Consider the following 23268-nt stretch of genomic DNA (forward strand, 5'->3'; position numbering starts at 1 on the left):
GCTCCTACGGAGGTGCGGGTGGTGGTTAGCGGTGGAAGGCGAGTGTTGCGATGACGCCGCGCTGCTGGCCTGGGCGCACGCTGACGCGCCAGCCGTAGAGGTCGCACAGCCGGCTGACGATCGATAGGCCGATGCCGCCGCCTTGCGAGTGGCCGGCGTGGGTGCCGCGGTAGCCGCGCTGGAACAGCTTGGCGGCGTCCTCTTCGCTCAGGCCGGGGCCGGAGTCGATCACTTCCACTGCATCGGCAAGCACGCGCACGCGCACCTGGCCGTCCTGGGTGTACTTGACCGCATTGCCGATCAGGTTGCCCAGCGCCACCGACAAGGCAGATTCAGGCGCGTCGATGACCAGGTCGCGCTCGCCTTCTAGCAGCAGCTCCAGCGGTTTGCCGCCGAGCTGGGCGCGGTGCGCGTCGATCAGTTGCTCGGCCACCTTGGCGACATTGCTGCTGCCCTGCCCGCGCTCGTTGCGCGAGAGCAGCAGCAACGAGCCGATCAAATCGCTGCACTGCAGTTCGGCGCGCTGGATGCGTTGCAGGCGCTGCAGCATCTTCTCGTCGAGATTGGGCTTGGTGAGCAGCAGTTCGGTGGCGCCGCGAATCACCGCCAGCGGGGTGCGCAGTTCGTGGCTGACATCGGCGTTGAATTCGCGGTCGCGCTGTACCACTTCGGTGAGGCGGGCCGAGTAATCGTCCAGCGCTTCGGCCAGCTGGCCCACTTCGTCGTCGGGGAAGTGCGCGGCCAGCGGCTTGGGCTCGCTGGTGCCGCCGCGGTAGGCACGCAGGCGCGCGGCCAGGTCCGACACCGGGCGCATCACCTTGGATGCAGACCACCAGCCGATCAACAGCGAAAAGCCGCTGAACACCAGCACCGAGAGCATCAGCGTGCGCTTGAGCTGGATCTCGCCCTTGAGCGTCTGGGTCATGTCGTAGGCGAGGAAGAACCACTCGCTCGGCGTCTTGCGCACCGCCAGCTTGTACGAATACGCGTTGCCGCTGTCGTCCACGCCGGAGATGGTGTGAATGCCGTCGGGCAACTGGTACCACTCCGGCTGTTCCAGCCGCAGCGCGTCGAACTTGTCGCTCTTGACCACGCGCCCGCGCATCTGCTGCACCGGCAGATCGGGGTTGCGCAGCGGGTCGGAGTAGAAGCGCTGCGCGAAGGCGTCGATGTTGCGGTTCATCACGTCTTCGACCAACTGGTTTTCCACGCGCGAACGTGCCCAGTTGGTGGCGAAGGCGAACAGCGTGGTCAGGCAGAAGCCCAACAACACGAACGACAGGATGATGCGGCTGCGCAGACGCCGCCGGTAACGGCCGCGCTTGCGCGCCGGCCGCGCGCCGTTATTGCTTTCAGGCATCGGGCGAGGCGATGCGATAGCCGATGCCGTGACGGGTCTGGATCATCGGTACGTCGAACGGCTTGTCGACCACCGCGCGCAGGCCGTGGATATGCACGCGCAGCGAATCCGAGTCCGGCAGCTCCTCGCCCCAGACGCGGGTTTCCAGCTCCTGGCGGGTGACCACGGCCGGCGAGGCCTCCATCAGCGACTGCAGGATCTTCAACGCGGTGGGGTTGAGCTGCAGCAGCTTGCCGCGGCGACGCACTTCCAGCGTATCCAGGTTGTATTCCAGGTCGCCGGTTTCCAGCACGCGGGTATGCACGCCCTTGCCGCGACGCGACAGAGCATTGAGCCGCACTTCCACTTCCTGCAATGCAAACGGCTTGATCAGGTAGTCGTCCGCACCGGAGTCGAAACCGGCCAGCTTGTTGTCCAGCGAATCGCGCGCGGTGAGCATCAGCACCGGGGTCTGCTTGCGCGCTTCGTTGCGCAGCTTGCGGCACACTTCGATGCCATCCATGCCGGGCAGGTTGAGATCGAGCACGATGGCGTCGAACTCATGCACCACGGCCAGATGCAGCCCGGTCACGCCATCGGCAGCAAAATCCACCGTATGGCCGCGGTCTTCGAGATAGTCGCCCAGATTGGCGGCGATATCGCTGTTGTCTTCGATTACTAGAATTCGCACTGAAACCTCAATAACTATGGTCGGGGTGGACTTAGGAGCCCGGGTCGGTAGCTTTGTATCTCCGCTGCATGGAGCTCATGTCGCGCTCGCCGCTGTCACGCAAGCGTCTGCGTTCGGCAACGGTTTTGCAGATCGAAGTGGTGTGATGAGAACCTGTCGCCTTTTCACGAGTACAAATCAGGCGACTTTCCTCACCCGCCCTTGTCAAAATTGTGTTGATGAGCTGTTGGTCGTTGTAAACCGCTGCTTTTCGGTCTGGAGTCAACGCCTGCGCATCATCCCGGTCTGCAACTGCAACTTCTATTCTCGTGAGCGCAGAAAGCACCTTAGCGCGATCTTCCTGACTGATCTCGGAGTACTTAGTGCCGCCGTCCAACTCCTTGCGCACTTGGGCGACCTGCTGGGCGACGGGCTTCTTGACGTCTACTTTGGACGAGGCAGCCTCAGCATCGGCCAGCAGAAGCACAGCTAGAGATGCGGCATAACAGAAAGCCTTGAGCATGATCGTTCCTTGTCCCATCGTCCGTTTAACATTTCCTCACTTTAGACTCGACTTTACTGCTGGAGCAAGCATGCCTAAGTAAAAAGGCCCAAGTGCGACAACGCACTTGGGCCAAAAGTTCATCCCGATCACCGTCACTGCCGAGAGCGGAGCTACGGTCGGGTGAGGCTAGCGAGGAAAGGATTATATTTTCGTTAAATTTTCGATAACAACGCGGGTGGCCGATCAGCGGATCGACTGCTCCAGGTGCTGGATGATCGCCGCCGCCACGTCCACCTCGCAGACCCCTTCCACCCCCTCCAGTCCGGGGGTCGAATTGACCTCGAGCACCAGCGGCCCGCGCGTGGAACGGATCAGGTCCACGCCCGCCACGGCCAGGCCCAGCGCACGCGCCGAGCGTACCGCGACCTCCTGTTCCTGCTCGGTGGCCTGGGCCACCGCGGCGCTGCCGCCCAGATGCAGGTTGGAACGGAAGTCGCCCTCGGCCGCCTGCCGGCGCATGGCGGCAACGACCCGGTCACCGACCACGAAGCAGCGCAGGTCCGCGCCCTCGGCCTCGCCGATGAACTCCTGCACGATGAAATTGGCATAGAGCCCGCGCAGCGCCTCGACCACGCCGCGCGAGGCGCTGGCCTTCTCGGTGAGGATCACCCCGGCGCCCTGCGCGCCCTCGTTCAATTTCACTACATGCGGCGGCGGGCCGAGCATCGACAGCAGGTCCTGGGTGTCGTCGGGGTTGTCGCCGAACACGGTCACCGGCATGTCGATGCCCTGCGCGGCCAGCAACTGATGCGCGCGCAGCTTGTCGCGCGAGCGCAGGATGGCATCGGAGGGGTTGGGCGTATAGGTGCCCATGAATTCGAGCTGGCGCAACACCGCGGTGGCATAGCGGGTGACCGATGCGCCGATGCGCGGGATCACCGCGTCGAACCCGGTGATCGGCTTGCCCTTGTAGTGCAGGCTGAAGCCGTCGGCGGCGATGCGCATGTAGCAGCGCAGCGGGTCGAGGATGCGCACGGTGTGGCCACGCTTGCGCCCGGCCTCGATGAGCCGCCGGGTCGAGTACAGCTTGCTGTTGCGGGAAAGGATGGCGATTTTCATCGCAGCAGGGGTACGGCGCGGCCTGGACATGGTCGGAGTCTGATGACGGAGTGACCCAAGTCCGCAGGTCTGCCGGTCGATTGCACGGGCGGGCAGCGTCCCTGCCCTGCATGCTGCGTTCGACGGGTGTGCGACGGCCCCGAGAATGGGAGGCGGAAGCGACGCAGCAAGGCAGCTGTCACACTGCATGCGTTGCATGACTCCGACGGCCTGGATGCTAGCAGGGCGGCTGCGCGGCGCTCAAGCGCGCGCGCATGACACCGGTGATGCACAGAGAGGGTTTGTCTGGCGACAGCCGCATAGACAACGCAGCCGACCTGCGCGATGCGTATGTGTCAGATCACCCACGGCCGTGCGCCCTGTTTCTCCGTCACTGCGGTCAGCAAATAATGGGCGGCCACGCCCTGCGACAACCGCCCTCACGCCGCCCCCCTGCCGTCGTGACGCAGTTTGCACAGCTGCCCACGCAATGCTTGAGTTCCCTCAATGCCGGCATGCCGGCGCACCCGAGACTCTCAATGCGACGTCCAGCAAGCGCGGCTTACGCCAACCCCTCCCGCATCCGCCAAGGACGCCCGTTTCCGCGCGGCGCCGTCTTCGATGGCAAGGGCACCAATTTTGCACTGTTTTCCGCGCATGCCACCCGCGTGGAATTGTGCCTGTTCGACGAACAGGGCACCGAAGTGCGGGTGGACCTTCCGGAATACACCAACGAGATCTGGCACGGCTACCTGCCCGACGTCAAACCCGGACAGCGCTACGGCTACCGCGTGCATGGCCCGTATGAACCGACCGAAGGCCACCGCTTCAACCACAACAAGCTGTTGATGGACCCGTACGCACGCGAGATGGATGGCGACCTGATCTGGGCGGACGAACTCTACGGTTACACCGTGGGCCACCCGGACGGCGACCTGAGCTTCGACGAGCGCGATAGTGCGCCGTTCATGCCCAAGTGCGTGGTGGTCGAAGACACCTACGACTGGGAAGACGACGCGCGCCTGCTGACGCCGTGGAACGAGACGGTGATCTACGAGACCCACGTGCGTGGCTACACCATGCGCAACCCGCAGGTACCAGAAGCCGTGCGTGGCACCTTTGCCGGCCTGGCACAGCCGCAGGTCCTACAATACATCAAGGACCTGGGCATCACCGCGGTCGAACTGTTGCCGGTGCATGCGTATCTGGACGACCAGCATCTGCTGGACAAGGACCTGCGCAATTACTGGGGCTACAACACCATCGGCTTCTTCGCGCTGAAGTCGCGTTACCTATCCAGCGGGCATCGCGATGAATTCCGCGACATGGTCAAGGCCATGCACAAGCAGGGCCTGGAAGTGATCCTGGACGTGGTCTACAACCACACCGCAGAAGGCAGCGAGCTTGGCCCGACGCTGTCGTTCAAGGGCATCGACAACGCCAGCTACTATCGCCTTGCTGAAGACAAGCGTTACTACATCAACGACACCGGCACCGGTAATACGCTCAATCTGAGCAACTCGCGGGTGATCCAGTTCGTCAACGATTCGCTGCGCTACTGGGCCAGCGAGATGCATGTGGACGGCTTCCGCTTCGATCTGGCCACGATCCTGGGACGCGAGCCGAGCGGCTTCGACCAGCGCGGCGGCTTCCTGGATGCATGCAACCAGGACCCGCTGCTGTCGGAGGTCAAGTTGATCGCCGAGCCCTGGGATTGCGGCCCCGGTGGCTACCAGGTCGGTCACTTCCCGCCGGGCTGGTCGGAATGGAACGACAAGTTCCGCGACAATGCGCGCGAGTTCTGGAAGGGCGAGGACGGCAAGCTGGCCGAGTTCGCCACCCGCTTCACCGGCTCGGCAGACCTGTTCGATCGTCGCGGTCGCCGCCCGTGGGCGTCGGTCAACTTCATCACCGCGCACGATGGATTCACCCTGCGCGACCTGGTGAGCTACAACGAAAAGCACAACATGGCCAACGGCGAGGACAACCGCGACGGCTCGTCCAACGATGGCTCCTGCAACTACGGCGAGGAAGGCGACACCGAGAATGCGGACGTGCTGCAGATCCGCGAGCGGCAGATGAAGAACCTGCTCGCCACGCTGCTGCTTTCGCAAGGCACGCCGATGATGCTCGCCGGTGACGAGCGCGCCCAGTCGCAGGGCGGCAACAACAATACCTATTGCCAGGACAACGAGATCACCTGGCTGGACTGGGAAAACGACCCGACCGATGGCCGCCTGACCGACTTCGTCAAGGCGCTGACGCAATTGCGCAAGCGCTATCCGATCCTTTCGCGCGGCCGCTTCCTCAACGGCCAGTACAACGAAGAAGCGGGCCTGCGCGATCTCACCTGGCTCAATCCGGGCGGGACCGAGATGGACGACGCGCACTGGACCGACGCGGGCGCGCGCTCGGTGGGACTGCTGCTGGAAGGCAAGGCACAGACCTCCGGCGTCAAGGAGCTGGCCAACGACGCCACCTTGCTGATCGTCATCAATGCCTACCACGAAGGCGTGACCTTCACCCTGCCCTCGACCGACGAACCGGTGCATTGGAAGCTGGTGCTCTCGACCGACGAAGCCCTGGAAGTGGACATGATGCCGGCAGGCGCCAGCGAATTCCTGGCCCCGCCGCGCAGCGTGTCGGTATTCGAGTGCAAGAACGACTAGTAACCCTGGTGCGATAAACCAAACGCGCGGTCTGCCGGAACTCTGGCAGGCCGCGCGTTTTTTATTGCGTCGACACAGGAAATGGATGCTCCGGTTTGAACCGGATCTGCACTGCCGGTCGGTAAACACCGCTGCTGTTTTCGTGTGCGGTTACCACTCTGCCGCTGACACCCAGCTGCGCGTCAAGCGCGGGGCAAAGAGCAGCGCGCCTGACAACGGCGCGATCACAGATCAAGCTCCGATTGCTTAGCTGGCGAAAGCGCTTTTAAGGCGGTATCGATGACACCTATGGTCTGGATCACGGCGACATCGGCAAGCGTGATCACTGCCAGCCTGGATTGCACGATCCGGCAACGCCTGCAATGCAGCGCGGCACTTACAGCGATAAAACCAAGGTGCAGGAAGGCCGTAATCGCTAGGCCACAGGCGTGCGCGCAGCCAGACCGTGACTCTTCAAGAACTCAGCCCGGATACAGCGGGAATCGCTTGTCCGGATGGTTGGCCTTCCATTCCTTGTAGGAGCTGGTGCCTTCCCATGCCTTGAACGCGCGCGGTGTGCGGCCACGCCCGGACCAGGTCTCGCCGGAATGCGGAATCCAGTACTTGGCGACGACCTCGCCCGTGGACGACAGCGGCCCCTTGGACTTGCCGGTCATTGCCAACGACGCGATCTGGGACTTCTGCTTGGCATTGAAGCGGCTGCCGAACTGGGTCAGCACCTCGACCACCTGGTCGAAGGCTTCCAGCGTCTGGGCGTACTTCAGCTGGGCTTCTTCCTGCTCGAGCTTGCGCAGCTCTTCCAGCAATTGGGCTTTGGCGGCGGCGGCGGATGAAGCGGGCGGAACCTGGCGCATTGGCAAAACTGAGGTTGGAAGGGTCAGCGAGTATTGCTGTTGCGCCGGCTAGCGTAAAGCGGCCGGGCGCGCCCGAGTCTGGCGGCGCTCAGCGATGGCGCAGCAAGGCGTGCTCGCGGGCCATGGTCAGCACCGGCCCGATGCGCCCGGCCCGGATCAGCTCGCGGCAGTGCTTGCCGACGAACTCGACCCTGGGCGCCGAAAACCACTGAACCACCCGATCCAGCTCGCCGGCGTTGATGGACCAGGCATGGCAGACCGCCTCGCCCAGTTCTTCCACGCCCACCAGCCCCAGCTCGCGGATCTGCTCGGAATCCAGCGCGAACATCTCCAGCACCTTGCCCGCATCGTCCGGCGTGCCGTAGTCAAAGCGCATCTGCCCGGCCAATCCGGCGCAATACGCAATAGAGGCTGCGCGCGCGGATTCGGCGCGTCGGATGCCCTTGAGAAGTGCGCCGATAAGTTGAGGGTGCGTGGTGGTCATGGTGCTCGCTCGACGTGCCCGGCACTATGCCCATCGCCGCGCACCCGTTCAATCAGGAGCTTCCTGACCATGGGGAAGGAAATGGCCAAGCAGCTACCAAACCCCGGCCTGTCGTTCCCATACTCGGCGCCCCCCTACGCTGCGTAAGTAACTCACCCACATGCGCCCCGAAATGACCCCACGGGGATTGCGGCAAGCTCCGACGGCAGAAGGTGACAGGTGCCACAAAAAGCACAGCATTTGTATAGAGCTTGAATATACATGTATGCCTTTTCTTCATTCCTTGCGGTAGAGGCCGCTAAGTGTGTGTGCGCTTTTGCACAGCTCCGAAGGTTTACGAGATGGAATTTCTTCAAAGGCACGGCGTTGGTAAGCGCCTGGGCGCCGCATTCGGCGTCCTGATTCTTCTTTCTGCCATGCTTGTTGCAGCAGGCCTGTGGACGATGTCGGTTTCCAAACATCAATTGGACTCGATCGTTCAAGACCGGATGGCGAAGATCCAGGTCGCCAATGAAATGCTGGACGCCAACTCTTCGATCCTGGTAGCGCTCGGGACCTATGCAATGGTCACCAGCGATGCGCTCAACAAAGAGGCTGTCAAGACCATCAGTGACGAACGGGCCCGCTACAACGGGCTACGCGAAAAGCTCAGAACCCTGGACAGCCTTTCCTTGTCTGAAGGCGGCCGCCGCGTCAGAGTCGCCCTGGACGAACGCCGCACCATCGCTCGCAGCTTCACTGATCAGGTGATGGCCCTGTGCGCCGAAGGGGACCGCATGGGAGCACAAACCCTGCTGAGCGAGAAGGGAAGACCCGCCGTCCTGCTCTGGCAGAAAACACTGCGGGAGTTGGTGTCACGCCAGAACAACAACACCAAGGATGCGTACGCGGAAGCACTGGCCGCCATTGCAGGCGGACGGGCCATGCTCATTACCGGTGGCGCCGTTGTCCTGATCGCAAGCGCTTTGCTGGGCTGGATCATTACCCGCAGCCTCACCACGCCCCTGGCCCGTGCAACACAGGTCGCCAATGCCATTGCGCAAGGGGATCTGACCAGCAACGCGCAAACCAAGGCTCGGGACGAACCAGGGCGTTTGCTTCAGGCAATGCAGGTCATGCAAACGCAGATCCGCAGCCTGATGGCGGCCCAGTCAGACATGGCCAGGCGCCATGACGAAGGCCAGATCAGTTTTCTGATGGATGCCAGCGCACTGCCCGGCGACTACGGCCGCATGGCCGAGGACACCAACGCCCTGGTTGCCTCCCACCTCAGCGTGCAGTCCAACCTCGCACGCATCATGGGCCGCTATGCCATTGGCGACCTGAGTGAAGACATGGAGCAGTTGCCTGGCGAAAAAGCCGTGCTGACGCAGACCATGAATGAAGTCAAGACCAACCTGTCTGCCATGAACCTGGAAATCAAGCAGTTGGCACAAGCTGCTGCCAATGGCGACTTCACCGCACGCGGCGATGCGGATCGGTTCCAGTACGACTTCCGCATCATGGTCGAGAGCCTCAACCTGCTCATGGCCACCGCGGACAGCAACCTGCAATCCCTGTCCTCGCTGCTGCAGTCCATCGCCGCAGGCGACCTAACAGCCCGCATGACCGGTGAGTTCAAGGGCGTCTTCGCGCAGATGCGCGACGATGCCAATACCACTGCTGCACAGCTTGCAGAGATTGTCGGACGCATCCAGCAGTCGGCGGTGTCCATCAATTCGGCAGCCAGCGAGATTGCGGCAGGCAACCAGGACCTGTCCCAGCGCACCGAACAACAGGCGGCCAACCTGGAAGAAACCGCTGCCTCGATGGAAGAACTCACCTCCACCGTGCGCCAGAACGCCGAACATGCGCGCCAGGCCAACCAGCTGGCGATTGGCGCCGCAGGCGTGGCATCCCAGGGCGGCGAAGTCGTCGGCCAGGTGGTCGCAACCATGAGTGGTATCGAGGCGTCGTCCAAGAAGATCGCCGACATCATCTCGGTCATCGACGGTATCGCGTTCCAGACCAACATCCTGGCATTGAATGCCGCCGTGGAAGCGGCGCGGGCCGGCGAGCAAGGCCGCGGCTTCGCGGTGGTGGCCTCGGAAGTGCGCACCCTGGCCCAGCGCTCATCTGGCGCAGCCAAGGAGATCAAGGACCTGATCGACGACTCGGTGCAGCGCGTTGTGGAAGGCTCGGCCCTGGTGCGCAGCGCCGGAACCACGATGACCGAAGTGGTCGCCAGCGTGCAGCGCGTGACCGACATCATGGGCGAAATCTCTGCAGCCTCGCAGGAGCAGTCGGCCGGCATCGAGCAGGTCAACACCACCGTGACGCAGATGGATGAAGCGACCCAGCAGAACGCCACACTGGTCGAGGAGGCGACCGCTGCAGCCCGCGCGATGGAAGAACAGGCCACGCAGCTGACCGAGGCGGTGGCGGTGTTCAAGATCGACAAGGACAACGTTGCGGTCCGCGCGGCTCCTGCCTCGTCAGCCATTGCTGGCTCAAACAGCAACAGGACGCCAACGCCTGTGAAGACACCCGCAAAAATTGTCCCGCACCGTGCACCGCGCAAACTGGAAGCCATCAGCTCCACTGACGGCGCAGGCTGGCAGGAGTTCTGAGTCAATCTAGGTGGGCCCAGATTTTCTGGGCCCACCGGGGTTCTGATTCGCCCCGGCATTGCACAGCAGCAGACGGTGGCAAACGCTTGTCCTGCATTTCCGAGTCCGCTATAAGTTGCCCCTAAGCGGGCTTAACAGCACCGACATAGTGGCCAGGTAGGCTCGCTCCTCAGGGTCAGATGAGGTGCGGGGCTACCGTCTGTGCATCAAAGGGCATAAATGCAAACACTGATAAATGACCTGGAAGTGCTGCTGGCAGCTTGGGATGCGCAAGCAAAAATTTTTGATTCATGCGACATGCCTGCGTCCGCACTTGCCTTTCGAGAATGTCGGCGGCGCTTGAGCCTGGTCTTGGCACCGCATGTTGGCGCTTTCGGCGCACATGCCACGAAGGTCACTACCCCTCCCTGACGGAGCAGGGGTGACCCAAGCGCTTGGCCACCAGTCCAGCCGCCCAGGAGAATGCGGAAGCCTGCGCGCTCAACGGGCCACGTCCAGCACCAGCTGTTGGCCCGTAGGCGGGCATGGCTTGGCGCGACAGAGGTCAGGCGATCCCGCAGCCGGGTCGGTGTATTGGATGCAACAAATGCCGACACCCCGGGGAGTGTCGTTGCAAAGCAAAGGCCGGTGGTGAACACCGATCTCTGTTGAAAGATCACGATCTCCAGCCGTGCGGGCGCCTTCAGCGCCCGCCACGTCCGCGAATCGAAGAATGGAAAGCCCCATCTACGACAGGGATGGCAATGCGATCAACTCGCGGTTTCCGGCGCGATTACTTCGGCGGGGCGACGGTCTGGGCGTAGGTACCCAACGTTTCGCCTTTCGCCAGAACATGGCCCGACGCAGCGGCAAGCACCTCGTCCCGGGTCGCACCCGGCTTGACGTCCAGCATGGTGTCCAGCGCCAGGACCTGGAAGTGATAGTGGTGCGGCGGATCGCCCACCGGCGGGTGCGGTCCGTAGTAGCCAACCGAACCACGGCTCGTTGCCCCCTGCAGCACGCCGTCGGGCTCAGTCAGACGCATCTGCTCCTGCAGGCCCTCGGGCAGCTGGGTGACCTTGGCGGGAATGTTCCAGGCCACCCAATGGACGAACGGCGTGATGGGCCTGGCATCGGGGTCTTCCATGATCACGACGTAGGAGGTGGCCTTGGCAACCGCTTTCCATGACAGCGCCGGCGAGACGCCATCGGCGTAATCGCTGAAGCGCTTGTCCATCGCAGCGCCGCTGGCAAACGCGGGCGCAGTCACGGTGAGCGTTCCCTTGCCGTTGGTCTCGGGACGAGCCAGGGCGAGCGGCACCCCATTGCCCTGGTTGACCTGTTTCTCGAGCGATGCCGCTGGTGCTGCGCTGGGTTGCCCTGCTGCCGCAGCGCGGGCCGGTGCGCCCGTGGCGGAGATGCGGTAGATGACGCCATTGGCATCGTCCGAGACCAAAAGCGCGCCGTTGGCCGTCTCCGCAAGGCCCACGGGCCGCGCAAAGTGTTTCGTGCCGCCCTCGGTCAGGAAGCCGGTCACGAATGGCTCGAAAGCGACCGGCTTGCCGTTTTCGAACTTCAGCCGCACCACCTCGTAGCCAGACGCCGGCTTGCGATTCCACGACCCACGGAAGGTGATGAAGGCATCGCCCTTGTAATCGGCCGGGAAGGATGCGCCCCGGTAGAAGTGGAACTGCATGGCCGCGGCGTGAGCCGTGTAGCCCAGGACCATCGGTTCGCTGATCGCGGCCCACTGCTGCTTGGTCATCTCGCCCTGCGGCGTGCTCTGCGGGTTGACCCCGTCCTTGCCCCAGATGTGGGGCCAGCCATATTGCTTGCCCTTGACGATGTGGTTGAGCTCCTCCGGCTGGACCTCATCGCCCAGGAAATCCATGCCCTGGTCCATGCCCCAGAACTCGCCGGTCGCAGGGTCCCAATCGAAGCCGATGGTGTTGCGCAGGCCACTGGCAAAGATGGTGCGTGACTTCCCATCGGGCGACACGCGCAGCATCGTCGCGTGCTCGGGGTTGGTCTCGTTGCACGCATTGCAGGTCGAGCCGATGCTCAGATACAGCATGCCGTCCGGGCCGAATGCCATCGTACGGTTCGGGTGCTGCCCACCGTCCGGTAGATCGCCCACCAGCAACCTGAGTGGTCCCAGGGTTCCGTCTTTCAGAATCGGGGCGACGAACAGCTCCTTGACCGTGACCAGGTAGAGCTGGCCATCGCGAACCGCCAGCCCATGCGCTCCGGATCGGTTGGCCACCACCTTGGCAGGTGCGTCGAGCTTGCCATCGTCGTTGGCGTCCTTCAGCAGCAGGACGTCGCCCTGATCACGCCGGGACACGTAGATGTTGCCGCCCGGCGCCACGGCGATGATGCGGGCATTCTTCAGCCCGGTTGCGAGCGGCTTGATCTGAAAGCCTGCCGGAACTTTCAGCCCAGCCATCTGACCAGGACTGGCGTCTACCTTGTCCGGCTTGAATGTGTGCACCTGCGCCGGCACGTCGGTGCCGTCCCCTTGCTGCGCGTGTGCGTGACCTACCAACAATCCGAGCAGTGCTGCGGACAGGATACGGCGCATATGGCTCTCCCGATGCGTGGATAAAGTGCTCTCAAGAACTGCCTGGTGGATCGGCAGCCGACACGATCTTTTTGCACGGGATGCGTGATGGGAACAGCAAGGAAACGCCTGCTTCACCTTGCTCACGGCCCATGGCCATGGCCCGAGTGAATTAGACACCGGGCCGGTTGACGCAAGCACAGTCGGTACAGGTCACAATGACGACGATCGGGGTCAGACAGGCAGGTCCTGCGCAAGGAGATTTCGGTGGAGACATCTGTCGTCGTCACATTGGAGGCCGCGTTTGCCGGGTTCACATTTCTGCCCTGGATTGCGTGGGCACACAACAGCCTCAACCCCACGTTGATTCTTCATGCAGAGCGTGTGGAGTACCGCGTCTTGCGGACCCGTACTCGGCCTTACGCGGATGTTGCCTTGGTCGACTACCGGAAGACCCACGGAACCGAGAACATCGTGCTTGCGTTCCACGGATCGAAGACCACCTTCATTGCGAACACAGGGCTGCTGCGACGGACCAGGGAGGCCATCCACTTGCTCCACCAGCGTGGCTGCCCTCTTTCGGATCGTGCGCGTGCATTGATTTCTCCAGGCAGCAGCAACGACACCTACAACCCATCGCGCTAACGCACCCGCCCGACGTGCAAGGCTCAGACCACCGCAATGCCGCTGCGTCGCTGCGCCGGCTGACCACAGCGGGCTCAGCGGCAGGTTCGGCGTCGGCAGCGGTCAAACCGCGAAGCGCCCGGTCAGCTCGTCGTGGGCACCACGGTCTGGCGCAGGGGCGGATGCAACGGAAACGAGCCGCGCTGCTGCTACGCAACGCGTTGCATCCCTTACCACGGCCCAGCTGTGCGTGCCCTCATTCCAGGGCGACGCCCTCCACAGGCTTACTCAATCCGCGAAGCTCAACACCACGCGACCTTCGATGGCGCCTTGGTGCATGCGGGTAAACACCTCGTTGATGTTTTCGAGCCGGTCGGTCTGGACCGTCGCGGCCACCTTGCCCTGCCCTGCGAAGTTCAGCGACTCTTGCAGACCCAAACGACTGCCGACGATCGATCCCCGCATGGTCACGCCGTTGAGCCCTCCTTCTTCGCATTGACCGCCATAATGGCGCCCGGTCGCCGGGCGAGATCCAGCTTGGCGTCGTCCACATCGACCGCTGCCACAGTGAGTCACATCGCCTTGGCGCGTTGCGGCCATATGACCCAGCCCGCCGATGCCGGAGATGACACCCAGTCTCCAGGCTTGGTGTCGGTCATTTGAGCCCCTTGTAGACCGTCACACCTGCGCAAAGAAGGGGAGCGATCTGAACGACTTCTTAGAAGGCAAGCGTTGGAGTGAAGCCAAACGCCTTACCTCAAAGCCCCTTTTGAGTTCAATCAATTTTTCCGTGGCGCGAGCGCTTTCCAGCAGGCTGCACGCCATGCACCTGGATGCCCAGGACCCAACACCAGAAACGACCGGTAAATAAGCATCAGCTCTCCGCATCCTTGACTGACATTTTTTGCGTGACGATGCCCGAATCATTTCGGTTTGCTCCGGCACATACCATCATCCCAGCTTGCCCCAGAGGCCGTTCGATCCGAGTTGATCGAAATCAAGGCAGGCGTGTATGGTGCAATGCATCATGAGACCCGAGGTGGCACCGCCTGGCGTTGCTTTTCGGTGTCGAAGTCGCGCGGTGATGGCGAGAAAGAAAAGCTGTTATGGGGGGCAACAGCGTCATATTTTTTCAAGGAGTGTGGACATGAGGCCTGGTGAAAAATCAGCAGTCGTTACCGGTGCTGCGCAACGCAGTGAGGCTTCTTCGAGCAAGGCTTCAGGCGGATACGACATGCACGCACACACGTCTGCCCATCCCGGACCCGACTTCATCGCCAATGCCCAGCAGACCTTCGGGCTGACTGTCGTGAGCCTTACGGGAGCCCAATGGGAGGGACGCGCTCGGGAGGTCAGTCTTCCTGGAGAACGCGGCCGATTTGGCGTGATGGCACGACATACACCAATGCTGAGCACGCTGCGCGAAGGCATGATCCTCATTTATCCGGAAACGGGCGAGCCGCCTTTCCAGCTGTATGTGTCGGGCGGCTTCGTCGAGGTCCAGCCAACTCACGTCGCCGTTTTGGCTGACCTGGCGCTGCGAAGCGAAGACCAGGACAGGGCGAAGGCCGAAGTTGCGAAAACTGCCGGGAATTCGCCCATGGCAACGTCTCTCACGGACGCTGCCTATGCGCAAACGCACGCCGAGCTTATGCATCACTTTGGGGAAAGCCCACGCGCCAAGCCTTGATGACTGGAACCGCGGCAAATCGCCTCAAGCGTTCTCCGCTTGTTGAACAGTCATAAAAGAGGGCCCCGCATGTCAGGTCGCGTCAAAGCAGCATTCAAGTATTTCAATCAAGCCGTGCCGTTCAAACTGCCTCAGGCTCTGGTGACAACGGCCGTGCTTATTGCATTGCTCTTGCTCCCGTGTCCTGAAGGCCTGACGCCCAAGGCCTGGGGGCTGGTCGCCATCTTCCTGACCACCATCATCGCGATCATCCTCAAGGTCATGCCCATCGGGGTGATGGCGATGATGGCCATCGTCATCGTCGCGCTTTCCCAAGTCACGTCAACCAGCTCCAAGGGTGCGATCACTGATGCGCTCAGCAGCTTCTCGAGCCCGCTCATCTGGCTGATCGTGGTTGCGATCCTGATTTCCCGTGGCCTGAAGAAGACGGGCCTGGGGAACCGTATCGGCATGGTGTTCATTGCGCTCCTGGGCAAACGGACACTGGGCATCGGCTACGGCCTGACGATCTGCGAGCTCCTGCTCGCCCCCTTCACCCCCAGCAATACCGCGCGTGGCGGGGGCATTGTTCACCCCATCATGAGGTCTATTGCCAACTCGTTCGATTCCGATCCGGCCAAAGGCACGCAAGGCAAGGTCGGGACCTACCTGGCATTGGTGAACTACCACGCCAATCCCATCACATCGGCAATGTTCCTCACCGCCACAGCACCCAATCCCCTGGTGGTCGATTATGTCGCCAAAGCGACGAACCAACAGCTGCACCTGTCCTGGACGACCTGGACGCTCTGCATGCTTCTACCGGGGCTGGCCTGTTTGATCATCATGCCTCTGGCCATCTATCTGCTGTCTCCTCCGGAGTTGAAGGCCACCCCCAACGCGGTTGATTTCGCCAAGACCGAATTGAAGGCGATGGGGCCGCTGACGGCGAAAGAAAAAGTGATGATCGGGACCTTTGGTTTGCTGTTGGTCCTTTGGGCGAACGTGCCCGCCATGATTCTCGGCCCCTCATGGACCCTGGATCCCACAGTCGTGGCATTCGTTGGCTTGTTTACGCTGATCATCACCGGCACGCTGGACTGGGACGACGTGCTTTCCGAAAAAAGTGCGTGGGACACGCTGGTGTGGTTTGGCGCGCTGGTGATGATGGCCGAACAGCTCAACAAGCTGGGCGTGGTTGGCTGGTTCACCGAGGCCATGAAGGGCGCCATCATCGCGAGTGGAATGGGATGGAAAGCCATCGCCGGCGTGCTCGTCCTGGCCTTTGTCTTTTCCCATTATCTGTTCGCGAGCACCACCGCCCACATTAGTGCGATGCTGCTTGCGTTCCTGGGCGTGGGTGCACTGCTCATACCGCCGGATTACGTCATCCCCTTCATGCTCATGATGACCGCGTCTTCGGCGATCATGATGACACTGACGCACTATGCCACGGGAACCTCACCCATCATTTTCGGCAGCGGCTACGTCAGCCTGGGCGCCTGGTGGAGGATCGGACTGATCATGTGCCTGCTTGAGCTTCTCATCTTCGCTCTCGTCGGCAGCACCTGGTGGAAAGTCCTTGGCTTCTGGTAGATCTTGGATCGTCCCATGAGCAGCCAAGAACACAGCGCCTGACACGCCACCTGGCAACGGCCAACTCATCGCGCAGCGTGGAGCAGCACCTGCGTATCCCACACGACCTGCGACAGAAAGGCCGCCAAGAAAAACGTCAGGACGCTTGCCTGCATGCCGCGTGGCACACCGCAACCGATGCTGGATAGATGGCATGCGGGCCGGCCGAGCGCGACATCATCAGCGGCGTGGGCAAGATTGATCCCTCGATTGATACCTCAAGGGGCATCGCTCGGAATTATCAATCGGCCGGAATATCCAGCCAAGTCAGACACTTAGAGACTTGGCGGAAGCTCTGGAGCGGGCGATGGGAATCGAACCCACGTCAGTAGCTTGGGAAGCTACAGCTCTACCATTGAGCTACGCCCGCGTGGCGTTGCGAGAGTGTAGGCGGGTGCGGGTGTCGGGCGCAATGCGCAGACGTGACGAGGGCCGGTTGCCCGGCCCTCGTGTCCTGCAGATCTACCGCGTGGACAGCTGTGCGGCGCGGATCAGAAATTGCCGCTGAAGTTCACGAACAGCGTCGCATCGCGGGCGCTGCGCTGTGCGGTGGTAGTGCTCAGGCCGATATTGCTCTGCAGGCCCCACAGGCCGGTGCGGGCGCCCAGCACGACGGTCGCATAGTTGCGGTCGAAGTTCTGGCCCGGGACGGTGTACATGCCCACTTCCGGCATCGACTGCAGCCAGGCGCTGGCTTCGGTGCCGCCCTTGAACTCGTGGTCGTAGGTTGCCTGCAGGTACGGCTTGACCATTGCACCGTCCAGGCGCACCTGGAAGCCGATGCGGCCGACCATCGAATCGATGTCCTGATCGGCGTAGCCCAATGCGGTGGAGCTTGCGTTGCCCTCGGTGTAGCCGTCGAGCTTGAGCTTCTGCCAGGTCAGGCCGACCACCGGGCCGTACTTGACGTTGCCTTCGCCCAGCGAATAGCCGGCGTTGACCGCGGCGGTGAGGTTGCTGCCGTCCGGCGAGCCGCTGTGCACGCGCGTGGCTGGCCCGAGCTGCACTTCGCGGTCGACGTCGTAGCTGAGCCAGCTGTAGCTGACCTGGGCATTGACCCAGACCGGGCCGGTGTACCAGCCGAAGAAGCCGCCCAGCGTGGTGTCGTCCTGCTTGAAGCTGCCGTTGCGGTTGCCGAAATCGGCATCCATGCTGCCGAAGCCGGCGAAGCCGCCGAACACCAGGTCGCCGGCAGTCCAGTCCACGCCGAACAGGCCGGCCGGGGCCATGCCGTCGTACAGATCGGCGTGGTCGTAGCGCTGCATGTCGCCACGCACGCTGCCCCACCAACGCAGGCCATCGGCGTCCGGCTTGCCGTCCAGATGCCAGGCCACCTGGTCAGCGCGCGCACGGCCGATCGCCTGCGCCGAATGCGTCAGCACCTGCTGCAGGCGCGGCGCTTCCAGCAGCGAAATGGCGTACTGGCCCAGGATCTGGTGGGTGGCGGTGGTCGGATGGATGCCATCGGCGAACACATAGGTGTTGGGCGCGTTGGCGGCGACCAGGCTGGTCGGGTTGCACGCCGGCAGCGGCACGGCCGGGTTGCAGGCGGTGCTGGTGACGTTGCTGAACCCGTAGGTGCCCGGATCGGCGACCACTTCCTGCAGGATGTGGAAGGTATCGACCGGGATCACGCGCAGGCCGGCCGAGCGCAGGCCATTGAACAGCGCGGTGTTGTAGGCGGTTGCCGCCGCAGTGCCCTGCGCCATCGCGGCGGCACCGCCGGCGCGGAAGCGCGGGGTGATGCCCACGTCCGGAATGGTCGGCACCATCACGTAGCGCGCGCCGGCCGCCTGCAAGGCGCCGACCGCTCCGACCTGCGCGGTGACCGCATTGCCGATGATGGCCTGCGCCTGGGCCGGCGCGGCTGCAGCGGCGAGCAGATCGTTGGCACCGCCCCACACGGTGTAGAGCGCGTTCGGATTGGCCTGGCCGCCGTTGGCGCTCAGGTAGGTGTTGACCTGGCTGGTCACCGACGGCGCGGCGCCGAGCACGCTGGTCGAATTGACCTGGATGCGCGCGCCGCCGGCAGCGTAGTTGTCGCCGGTCTGGCCGTTGCCGTTGGGCGCTGCATTGGTGCCGTAATGGTCGGCGACGTATTCGGCCCAGACCCAGCCCGGGTTGGTGGTGAACTTGCCGGTGACTGCGCGCGAGGCGGCCGGCAGCAACGGGTTGTAGTAGCCGCTGTCGGTGAGGCTGTCACCGAAGAACACGGTCTGGTCGAAGGCAGACGCGGCCATGGCCGGGGTGGCCGCAATGGCGATGGCCACGGCCATCAGGGAACGGATCGGGCGAAGAGTTGAAGCCATGGAAGTGCCTGCTCAAGGTAGTGTGGAACTGGACCGGACCTGCTGACGTACGCCGGCGCATGGCACATGGTTTCACCCTCGCCGCCCGCGCTCACGCTGCATTGCCGCATAACGCAAAAACGCGCGCCCTGACGGCACGCGATGCCACAATGATGACATGAACATTCAACTCAACGGCACCCCGCGCGACATTCCCGACGACTTGCTGCTGGCAACCCTGCTGGAGCAGGAAGGCCTTGCACAGCGGCGCGTGGCGGTGGAGGTCAATGGCGAAATCGTGTCGCGCGGGCGGCACGCCACGCACCGTTTGCGTGCCGGCGATGTGGTGGAGATCGTGCACGCATTGGGCGGCGGCTGATGCGGCGCGCAGGCCGGCGCAGCTGCGCGCGATCGGTGATAATTGCCTGATGACCAATACCGCCCCCTCTGATGCGCTGATCATCGCCGGCAAGCCCTACCGTTCGCGCCTGCTGACCGGCACCGGCAAGTTCAAGGATCTGGACGAAACCCGCCTGGCCACCGAAGCGGCCGCCGCGCAGATCGTCACCGTGGCGATTCGCCGGGTGAACATCGGCCAGGACCCGAACGCGCCCAGCCTGCTCGATGTGCTGCCGCCGGATCGCTACACGCTGCTGCCCAACACCGCCGGCTGCTACACCGCTGAAGATGCGGTCCGCACCTGCCGGCTGGCGCGCGAACTGCTGGACGGCCACAACCTGACCAAGCTGGAGGTGCTCGGCGACGAGCGCACGCTGTATCCGGACGTGGTGCAGACGCTCAAGGCCGCCGAGCAGCTGGTCGCCGACGGCTTCGACGTCATGGTCTATACCTCCGATGATCCGATCCTGGCCAAGCGCCTGGAGGAGATCGGCTGCGTGGCGGTGATGCCGCTGGCCGCGCCCATCGGCTCCGGGCTGGGCATCCAGAACAAGTACAACCTGCTGGAAATCATCGAAAACGCCAAGGTGCCGATCATCGTCGACGCCGGCGTGGGCACGGCATCGGATGCGGCGATCGCGATGGAGCTGGGCTGCGACGGTGTATTGATGAATACCGCCATCGCCGGTGCGCGTGATCCGATCCTGATGGCCAGCGCGATGCGCAAGGCGATCGAGGCCGGACGCGAGGCCTTCCTGGCCGGGCGGATTCCGCGCAAGCGGTATGCCTCGGCGTCCAGCCCGGTGGATGGCGTGATTGGATGAGTGGGTGTGCTGCGTTGACATTGCAGTCGATGCGCAATGCTTGGCGGTGTGAGGTGCCGGATGTGGCCGTTGCCAGATCGCGCATTACTGCGAGTGCCCCCTCACGTTCTACCCTCACCCCAACCCCTCTCCCAAAGGGAGAGGGGCTTTGTTTTCTGATGCGACCTAATTCATGACTGATCCTTTCACCAGCGACGGCGCCAAGATGCCGCCCAAGCCCTTCACCATCGAAGAGGGGCGCCGGCAGGTGCGCAGCTTCGTGCTGCGCCAGGGCCGCTTTACCCCGGCGCAGCAGCGCGCGTTCGACGAGCTGTGGCCACGCTTCGGCCTGGACTACAGCGGCACGCCGCGCGACCTGGATGCGGCGTTCGGCCGTCCCGCGCCCAAGGTGCTGGAGATCGGGTTTGGCAACGGGGCGGCATTGCGCTTTGCCGCCCAGCAGGACCCCAGCCGCGACTACATCGGCATCGAGGTGCATGCGCCTGGTGTCGGTCGCCTGCTCAATGCGCTGGACGATGACGGCAGCACGCATGTGCGCCTGTACCACCACGATGCGGTGGAAGTGCTCGAGCACGAGATCGCCGATGGCGCGCTGGACGAGGTGCGCATCTACTTCCCCGACCCATGGCACAAGAAGCGCCACAACAAGCGCCGCCTGATCCAGCCGGCGTTCGCGGCGCTGGTGGTGCGCAAGCTGCGCCATGGTGGCCGCCTGCACGCGGCCACCGACTGGGCCGATTACGCCGAACAGATGTGGGACGTACTCGACGCCACACCGGGCCTGGTCAATCGCGCCGGCCCGCGCGGCCACGTCGAACGCCCCGCCTGGCGCCCGCAGACCCACTTCGAAACCCGCGGCCAGAAGCTCGGCCACGGCGTATGGGATCTGCTGTATGACCGGGAATCGGAAATCGGGAATCGGGAATCGCAGGAGCAAACGGCGATGCCCCCCGGATAACTCACAGCGTCAGCGCTTTCCCGCTCTGCCAATTCCCTATTCCCGACTCCCCATTCCCGGCCCCCAATGGATACCGCGCTGACACTGACCAACGATATGAAGCTCGTCCTCGGGCTGGTCGGTTTCACGATGGCGATGTTCCTGTTCGAGCGCATTCGCGCCGATGTGGTGGCGTTGATCGTGCTGGTGGTGCTGGGCGTCACCGGGCTGGTGGCGCCGGAAGAACTGTTCGGTGGCTTCTCCGGTAACGCGGTGATGAGCATCATCGCCACCACCATCCTCGGTGCGGGGCTGGAGCGCACCGGTGCGTTGAATCGCCTGGCGACCTGGTTGCTGCGGCGCTCGCACGGCAGCGAACAACGTCTGATGATGATGACGCTGGCCATCTCCGGCCTGAACTCGTCCTTCATGCAGAACCCGTCGGTGATGGCCTTGTACCTGCCGGTCGCCTCGCGGCTGGCAGCGCGCACCGGGCTGACCCTGCAACGCATGTTGCTGCCGATCGCCGCGGCCATCGTGATGGGCGGCGCGCTGACCATGGTGGGCAATTCGCCGCTGATCCTGCTCAACGACCTGCTGGTGTCGGCCAATAACAACCTGCCCTCGGGCATGGCCAGCATCGAGCCATTGACGATGTTCGCGCCATTGCCGATCGGCGTGGCCCTGCTGATCGCCGCATTGCTGTACTTCCGTTTCTACGGCGACCGCAAGCTGATCGAGGAAGAACGCCTGATCAACGAAGGCGTCACGCCCTCGCGCACCGAGAGCTATTTCGCCAAGACGTACGGCATCGACGGCGACGTGTTCGAGCTCACCGTCAGCGCCGAAAGCCCGCTGGTCGGCATGACCCTGGGCGAGGCCGAGGCGCTGCACGACGCGCCCTTGCTGCTCGCCTTGAAGACCGGCAACGACACCCGCCTGGCGCCGCCGGCGGACATGCGCATCTGGGTCGGCAGCGTGCTCGGGGCGATGGGGCCGCGCCAGGAAGTGACCGACTTTGCGCAGAACCAGTTCCTGCGCATGTCCTCGCGCCTGCGCAACCTGGGCGATCTGTTCAATCCCAGCCTGGCCGGCATTTCCGAAGCATTGATTCCGCCCAACTCGCGGCTGATCGGCAAGACCGCCGCCGAGTTGCGCCTGCGCAAGCAGAGCGGCATCAGCCTGCTGGCGATCAACCGCGACAAGCAGGTGATCCGCGAGGACGTGCGCAACGTGCCGCTGCGCGGCGGCGACATGCTGGTGTTCCACAGCATCTGGCAGGACCTGGCGCAGGCGGCGGAAAGCCGCGACTTCGTGCCGGTGACCGACTTCCCCAAGGGCGAACAGCGTCCGCACAAGTTCAAGATCGCCATGGCGATCTTCGCCTTCACCATCCTGATCGCGCTGACCTCGCGGCTGCCGGTGGCGCTGACCTTGATGACCGGCGTGGCCTGCATGCTGGTGAGCGGCGTGCTGCGCATGGACGAGGCCTACGCCTCGATCAACTGGAAGACCATCTTCATGATGGCCGGCCTGATTCCACTGGGCTGGGCAATGGACAGCAGCGGCACCGCGGCCTGGGTGGCCGGCCACACCATCGACCGCCTGCCCGAGGGCATTCCGGTGTGGGCGCTGGAAATCAGCCTGGCGCTGCTGACCACCGCGTTTTCGCTGGTGATCAGCCATGTCGGCGCCACCATCGTGATGGTGCCGATCGCGGTCAATCTGGCATTGGCGGCCAACGGCAATCCGACCGCGTTCGCACTGATCGTGGCGTTGTCGGCGTCCAACAATCTGATGACCGCCTCCAACCCGGTGATCTCGATGGTGGCCGGCCCGGCCAACTATCAGCCGCGCGAGCTGTGGCGCGTGGGCGCACCGCTGTCGCTGATCTACGTCGTGGTCATGGTCTCGATGATCAACCTGATGTTCTGGTGGGCAGCGCGCTGAATCGGCGTAGTGGCCGGCGACGGCGATCGCTGCAGATATGCGCGCAGATAGATCGATGATCGATGGTGCGCCGTTAGGCGCATTGCACGCCCGATCGCCAGACACGAGACATGGCGACGGCGCCACCTGCTGATTGAAGCTGGCCGACGACTGCTGGCGATGTCCTGCCAGCCGC

The 23268-nt window shown here is 63.4% G+C and carries 17 protein-coding genes, 1 tRNA gene and 1 pseudogene; 9 read left to right on the forward strand and 10 right to left on the reverse strand.

Annotated elements, in window-relative coordinates:
- Positions 1-25: 25 nt before the first annotated feature.
- The 4 genes from EO174_RS09995 to rimK all read right to left on the reverse strand — a co-directional run bounded on the left by EO174_RS09995 (position 26) and on the right by rimK (position 3663).
- A complete protein-coding gene (locus EO174_RS09995; protein ID WP_164739182.1) occupies positions 26-1360 on the reverse strand; it encodes a HAMP domain-containing sensor histidine kinase in 1335 nt (444 codons plus the stop codon).
- Positions 1353-2030 carry a response regulator transcription factor gene (locus EO174_RS10000; protein WP_006448355.1) on the reverse strand — a complete coding sequence of 226 codons (678 nt, stop codon included), beginning with the start codon at positions 2028-2030 and terminating at the stop codon, positions 1353-1355. The genes EO174_RS09995 and EO174_RS10000 overlap by 8 nt, the downstream gene beginning before the upstream one ends.
- Before the next feature lie 31 nt (positions 2031-2061).
- Positions 2062-2532 carry a hypothetical protein gene (locus EO174_RS10005; protein WP_241239999.1) on the reverse strand — a complete coding sequence of 157 codons (471 nt, stop codon included), beginning with the start codon at positions 2530-2532 and terminating at the stop codon, positions 2062-2064.
- 225 nt (positions 2533-2757) lie between these two features.
- Positions 2758-3663: a 30S ribosomal protein S6--L-glutamate ligase gene (gene rimK / locus EO174_RS10010; protein ID WP_166763129.1), complete on the reverse strand. Its 906-nt coding sequence runs from the start codon at positions 3661-3663 to the stop codon at positions 2758-2760.
- 488 nt (positions 3664-4151) lie between these two features.
- On the opposite strand from rimK, the gene glgX reads away from it, so the two are divergent.
- Positions 4152-6281 (forward strand): glycogen debranching protein GlgX, encoded by a 2130-nt coding sequence (gene glgX, locus EO174_RS10015; protein WP_126944210.1) that lies wholly within the window; start codon positions 4152-4154, stop codon positions 6279-6281.
- Between the two features lie 461 nt (positions 6282-6742).
- Here the strand turns inward: glgX and EO174_RS10020 are convergent, their stop codons facing one another.
- Both EO174_RS10020 and EO174_RS10025 read right to left on the reverse strand, forming a co-directional pair.
- Positions 6743-7135: an H-NS family nucleoid-associated regulatory protein gene (locus EO174_RS10020; RefSeq protein WP_104583655.1), complete on the reverse strand. Its 393-nt coding sequence runs from the start codon at positions 7133-7135 to the stop codon at positions 6743-6745.
- Positions 7136-7223: 88 nt separating this feature from the next.
- Entirely contained in the window at positions 7224-7619 is a 396-nt protein-coding gene (locus EO174_RS10025; protein WP_119127575.1) for a hypothetical protein, read from the reverse strand.
- A gap of 341 nt (positions 7620-7960) precedes the next feature.
- On the opposite strand from EO174_RS10025, the gene EO174_RS10030 reads away from it, so the two are divergent.
- A complete protein-coding gene (locus EO174_RS10030; protein WP_126944213.1) occupies positions 7961-10228 on the forward strand; it encodes a methyl-accepting chemotaxis protein in 2268 nt (755 codons plus the stop codon).
- Between the two features lie 772 nt (positions 10229-11000).
- On the opposite strand, the gene EO174_RS10040 is transcribed toward EO174_RS10030, so the two are convergent.
- A complete protein-coding gene (locus tag EO174_RS10040) occupies positions 11001-12788 on the reverse strand; it encodes a YbhB/YbcL family Raf kinase inhibitor-like protein (RefSeq protein ID WP_126944216.1) in 1788 nt (595 codons plus the stop codon).
- Between the two features lie 246 nt (positions 12789-13034).
- Here EO174_RS10040 and EO174_RS10045 point away from each other — a divergent pair, with 246 nt between their 5' ends.
- On the forward strand, positions 13035-13412 hold the full coding sequence (locus EO174_RS10045) for a hypothetical protein (RefSeq protein WP_126944219.1): 378 nt from the start codon (positions 13035-13037) through the stop codon (positions 13410-13412).
- Positions 13413-13679: 267 nt separating this feature from the next.
- Here the strand turns inward: EO174_RS10045 and EO174_RS10050 are convergent.
- Positions 13680-14103: pseudogene (locus EO174_RS10050) on the reverse strand (zinc-dependent alcohol dehydrogenase); the annotation flags it as partial.
- A 435-nt stretch (positions 14104-14538) separates the two neighbouring features.
- On the opposite strand from EO174_RS10050, the gene atpC reads away from it, so the two are divergent.
- Together atpC and EO174_RS10060 are read left to right on the forward strand one after the other, a co-directional pair.
- Positions 14539-15081, forward strand: coding sequence for an ATP synthase F1 subunit epsilon (gene atpC, locus EO174_RS10055; protein WP_241240000.1), 543 nt, complete (start codon positions 14539-14541; stop codon positions 15079-15081).
- A gap of 69 nt (positions 15082-15150) precedes the next feature.
- Positions 15151-16656 carry a DASS family sodium-coupled anion symporter gene (locus tag EO174_RS10060; RefSeq protein WP_126944222.1) on the forward strand — a complete coding sequence of 502 codons (1506 nt, stop codon included), beginning with the start codon at positions 15151-15153 and terminating at the stop codon, positions 16654-16656.
- A gap of 335 nt (positions 16657-16991) precedes the next feature.
- Here the strand turns inward: EO174_RS10060 and EO174_RS10065 are convergent.
- Positions 16992-17065 (reverse strand) — tRNA-Gly (locus EO174_RS10065).
- A 121-nt stretch (positions 17066-17186) separates the two neighbouring features.
- On the reverse strand, positions 17187-18971 hold the full coding sequence (locus EO174_RS10070; protein ID WP_126944312.1) for an autotransporter domain-containing protein: 1785 nt from the start codon (positions 18969-18971) through the stop codon (positions 17187-17189).
- A 190-nt stretch (positions 18972-19161) separates the two neighbouring features.
- Here EO174_RS10070 and thiS point away from each other — a divergent pair, with 190 nt between their 5' ends.
- The 4 genes from thiS to EO174_RS10090 all read left to right on the forward strand — a co-directional run bounded on the left by thiS (position 19162) and on the right by EO174_RS10090 (position 23093).
- Positions 19162-19362 (forward strand): sulfur carrier protein ThiS, encoded by a 201-nt coding sequence (thiS, locus tag EO174_RS10075; RefSeq protein WP_104583664.1) that lies wholly within the window; start codon positions 19162-19164, stop codon positions 19360-19362.
- A gap of 49 nt (positions 19363-19411) precedes the next feature.
- On the forward strand, positions 19412-20206 hold the full coding sequence (locus tag EO174_RS10080; protein WP_016903327.1) for a thiazole synthase: 795 nt from the start codon (positions 19412-19414) through the stop codon (positions 20204-20206).
- Between the two features lie 172 nt (positions 20207-20378).
- Positions 20379-21164, forward strand: coding sequence for a tRNA (guanosine(46)-N7)-methyltransferase TrmB (gene trmB, locus EO174_RS10085; protein ID WP_104648926.1), 786 nt, complete (start codon positions 20379-20381; stop codon positions 21162-21164).
- A 66-nt stretch (positions 21165-21230) separates the two neighbouring features.
- Positions 21231-23093 (forward strand): SLC13 family permease, encoded by a 1863-nt coding sequence (locus EO174_RS10090; RefSeq protein ID WP_104648908.1) that lies wholly within the window; start codon positions 21231-21233, stop codon positions 23091-23093.
- Positions 23094-23268 lie beyond the last annotated feature (175 nt).

It is taken from the genome of Xanthomonas sp. BRIP62418 (assembly GCF_003993495.1).
In the GTDB taxonomy this organism is placed as follows: Bacteria; Pseudomonadota; Gammaproteobacteria; order Xanthomonadales; family Xanthomonadaceae; genus Xanthomonas; species Xanthomonas euroxanthea.

Excerpts from the sequence above, each read along its gene's own strand:
- EO174_RS10020 (WP_104583655.1), bottom strand. The coding sequence starts at position 7,135 with ATGCGCCAGGTTCCGCCCGCTTCATCCGCCGCCGCCGCCAAAGCCCAA.
- EO174_RS10070 (WP_126944312.1), bottom strand. The coding sequence starts at position 18,971 with ATGGCCGTGGCCATCGCCATTGCGGCCACCCCGGCCATGGCCGCGTCT.
- EO174_RS10040 (WP_126944216.1), bottom strand. The coding sequence starts at position 12,788 with ATGCGCCGTATCCTGTCCGCAGCACTGCTCGGATTGTTGGTAGGTCAC.
- thiS (WP_104583664.1), top strand. The coding sequence starts at position 19,162 with ATGAACATTCAACTCAACGGCACCCCGCGCGACATTCCCGACGACTTG.
- EO174_RS09995 (WP_164739182.1), bottom strand. The coding sequence starts at position 1,360 with ATGCCTGAAAGCAATAACGGCGCGCGGCCGGCGCGCAAGCGCGGCCGT.
- trmB (WP_104648926.1), top strand. The coding sequence starts at position 20,379 with ATGACTGATCCTTTCACCAGCGACGGCGCCAAGATGCCGCCCAAGCCC.
- EO174_RS10030 (WP_126944213.1), top strand. The coding sequence starts at position 7,961 with ATGGAATTTCTTCAAAGGCACGGCGTTGGTAAGCGCCTGGGCGCCGCA.
- atpC (WP_241240000.1), top strand. The coding sequence starts at position 14,539 with ATGAGGCCTGGTGAAAAATCAGCAGTCGTTACCGGTGCTGCGCAACGC.
- glgX (WP_126944210.1), top strand. The coding sequence starts at position 4,152 with ATGCGACGTCCAGCAAGCGCGGCTTACGCCAACCCCTCCCGCATCCGC.
- EO174_RS10005 (WP_241239999.1), bottom strand. The coding sequence starts at position 2,532 with ATGCTCAAGGCTTTCTGTTATGCCGCATCTCTAGCTGTGCTTCTGCTG.
- rimK (WP_166763129.1), bottom strand. The coding sequence starts at position 3,663 with ATGTCCAGGCCGCGCCGTACCCCTGCTGCGATGAAAATCGCCATCCTT.
- EO174_RS10025 (WP_119127575.1), bottom strand. The coding sequence starts at position 7,619 with ATGACCACCACGCACCCTCAACTTATCGGCGCACTTCTCAAGGGCATC.
- EO174_RS10060 (WP_126944222.1), top strand. The coding sequence starts at position 15,151 with ATGTCAGGTCGCGTCAAAGCAGCATTCAAGTATTTCAATCAAGCCGTG.
- EO174_RS10090 (WP_104648908.1), top strand. The coding sequence starts at position 21,231 with ATGGATACCGCGCTGACACTGACCAACGATATGAAGCTCGTCCTCGGG.
- EO174_RS10080 (WP_016903327.1), top strand. The coding sequence starts at position 19,412 with ATGACCAATACCGCCCCCTCTGATGCGCTGATCATCGCCGGCAAGCCC.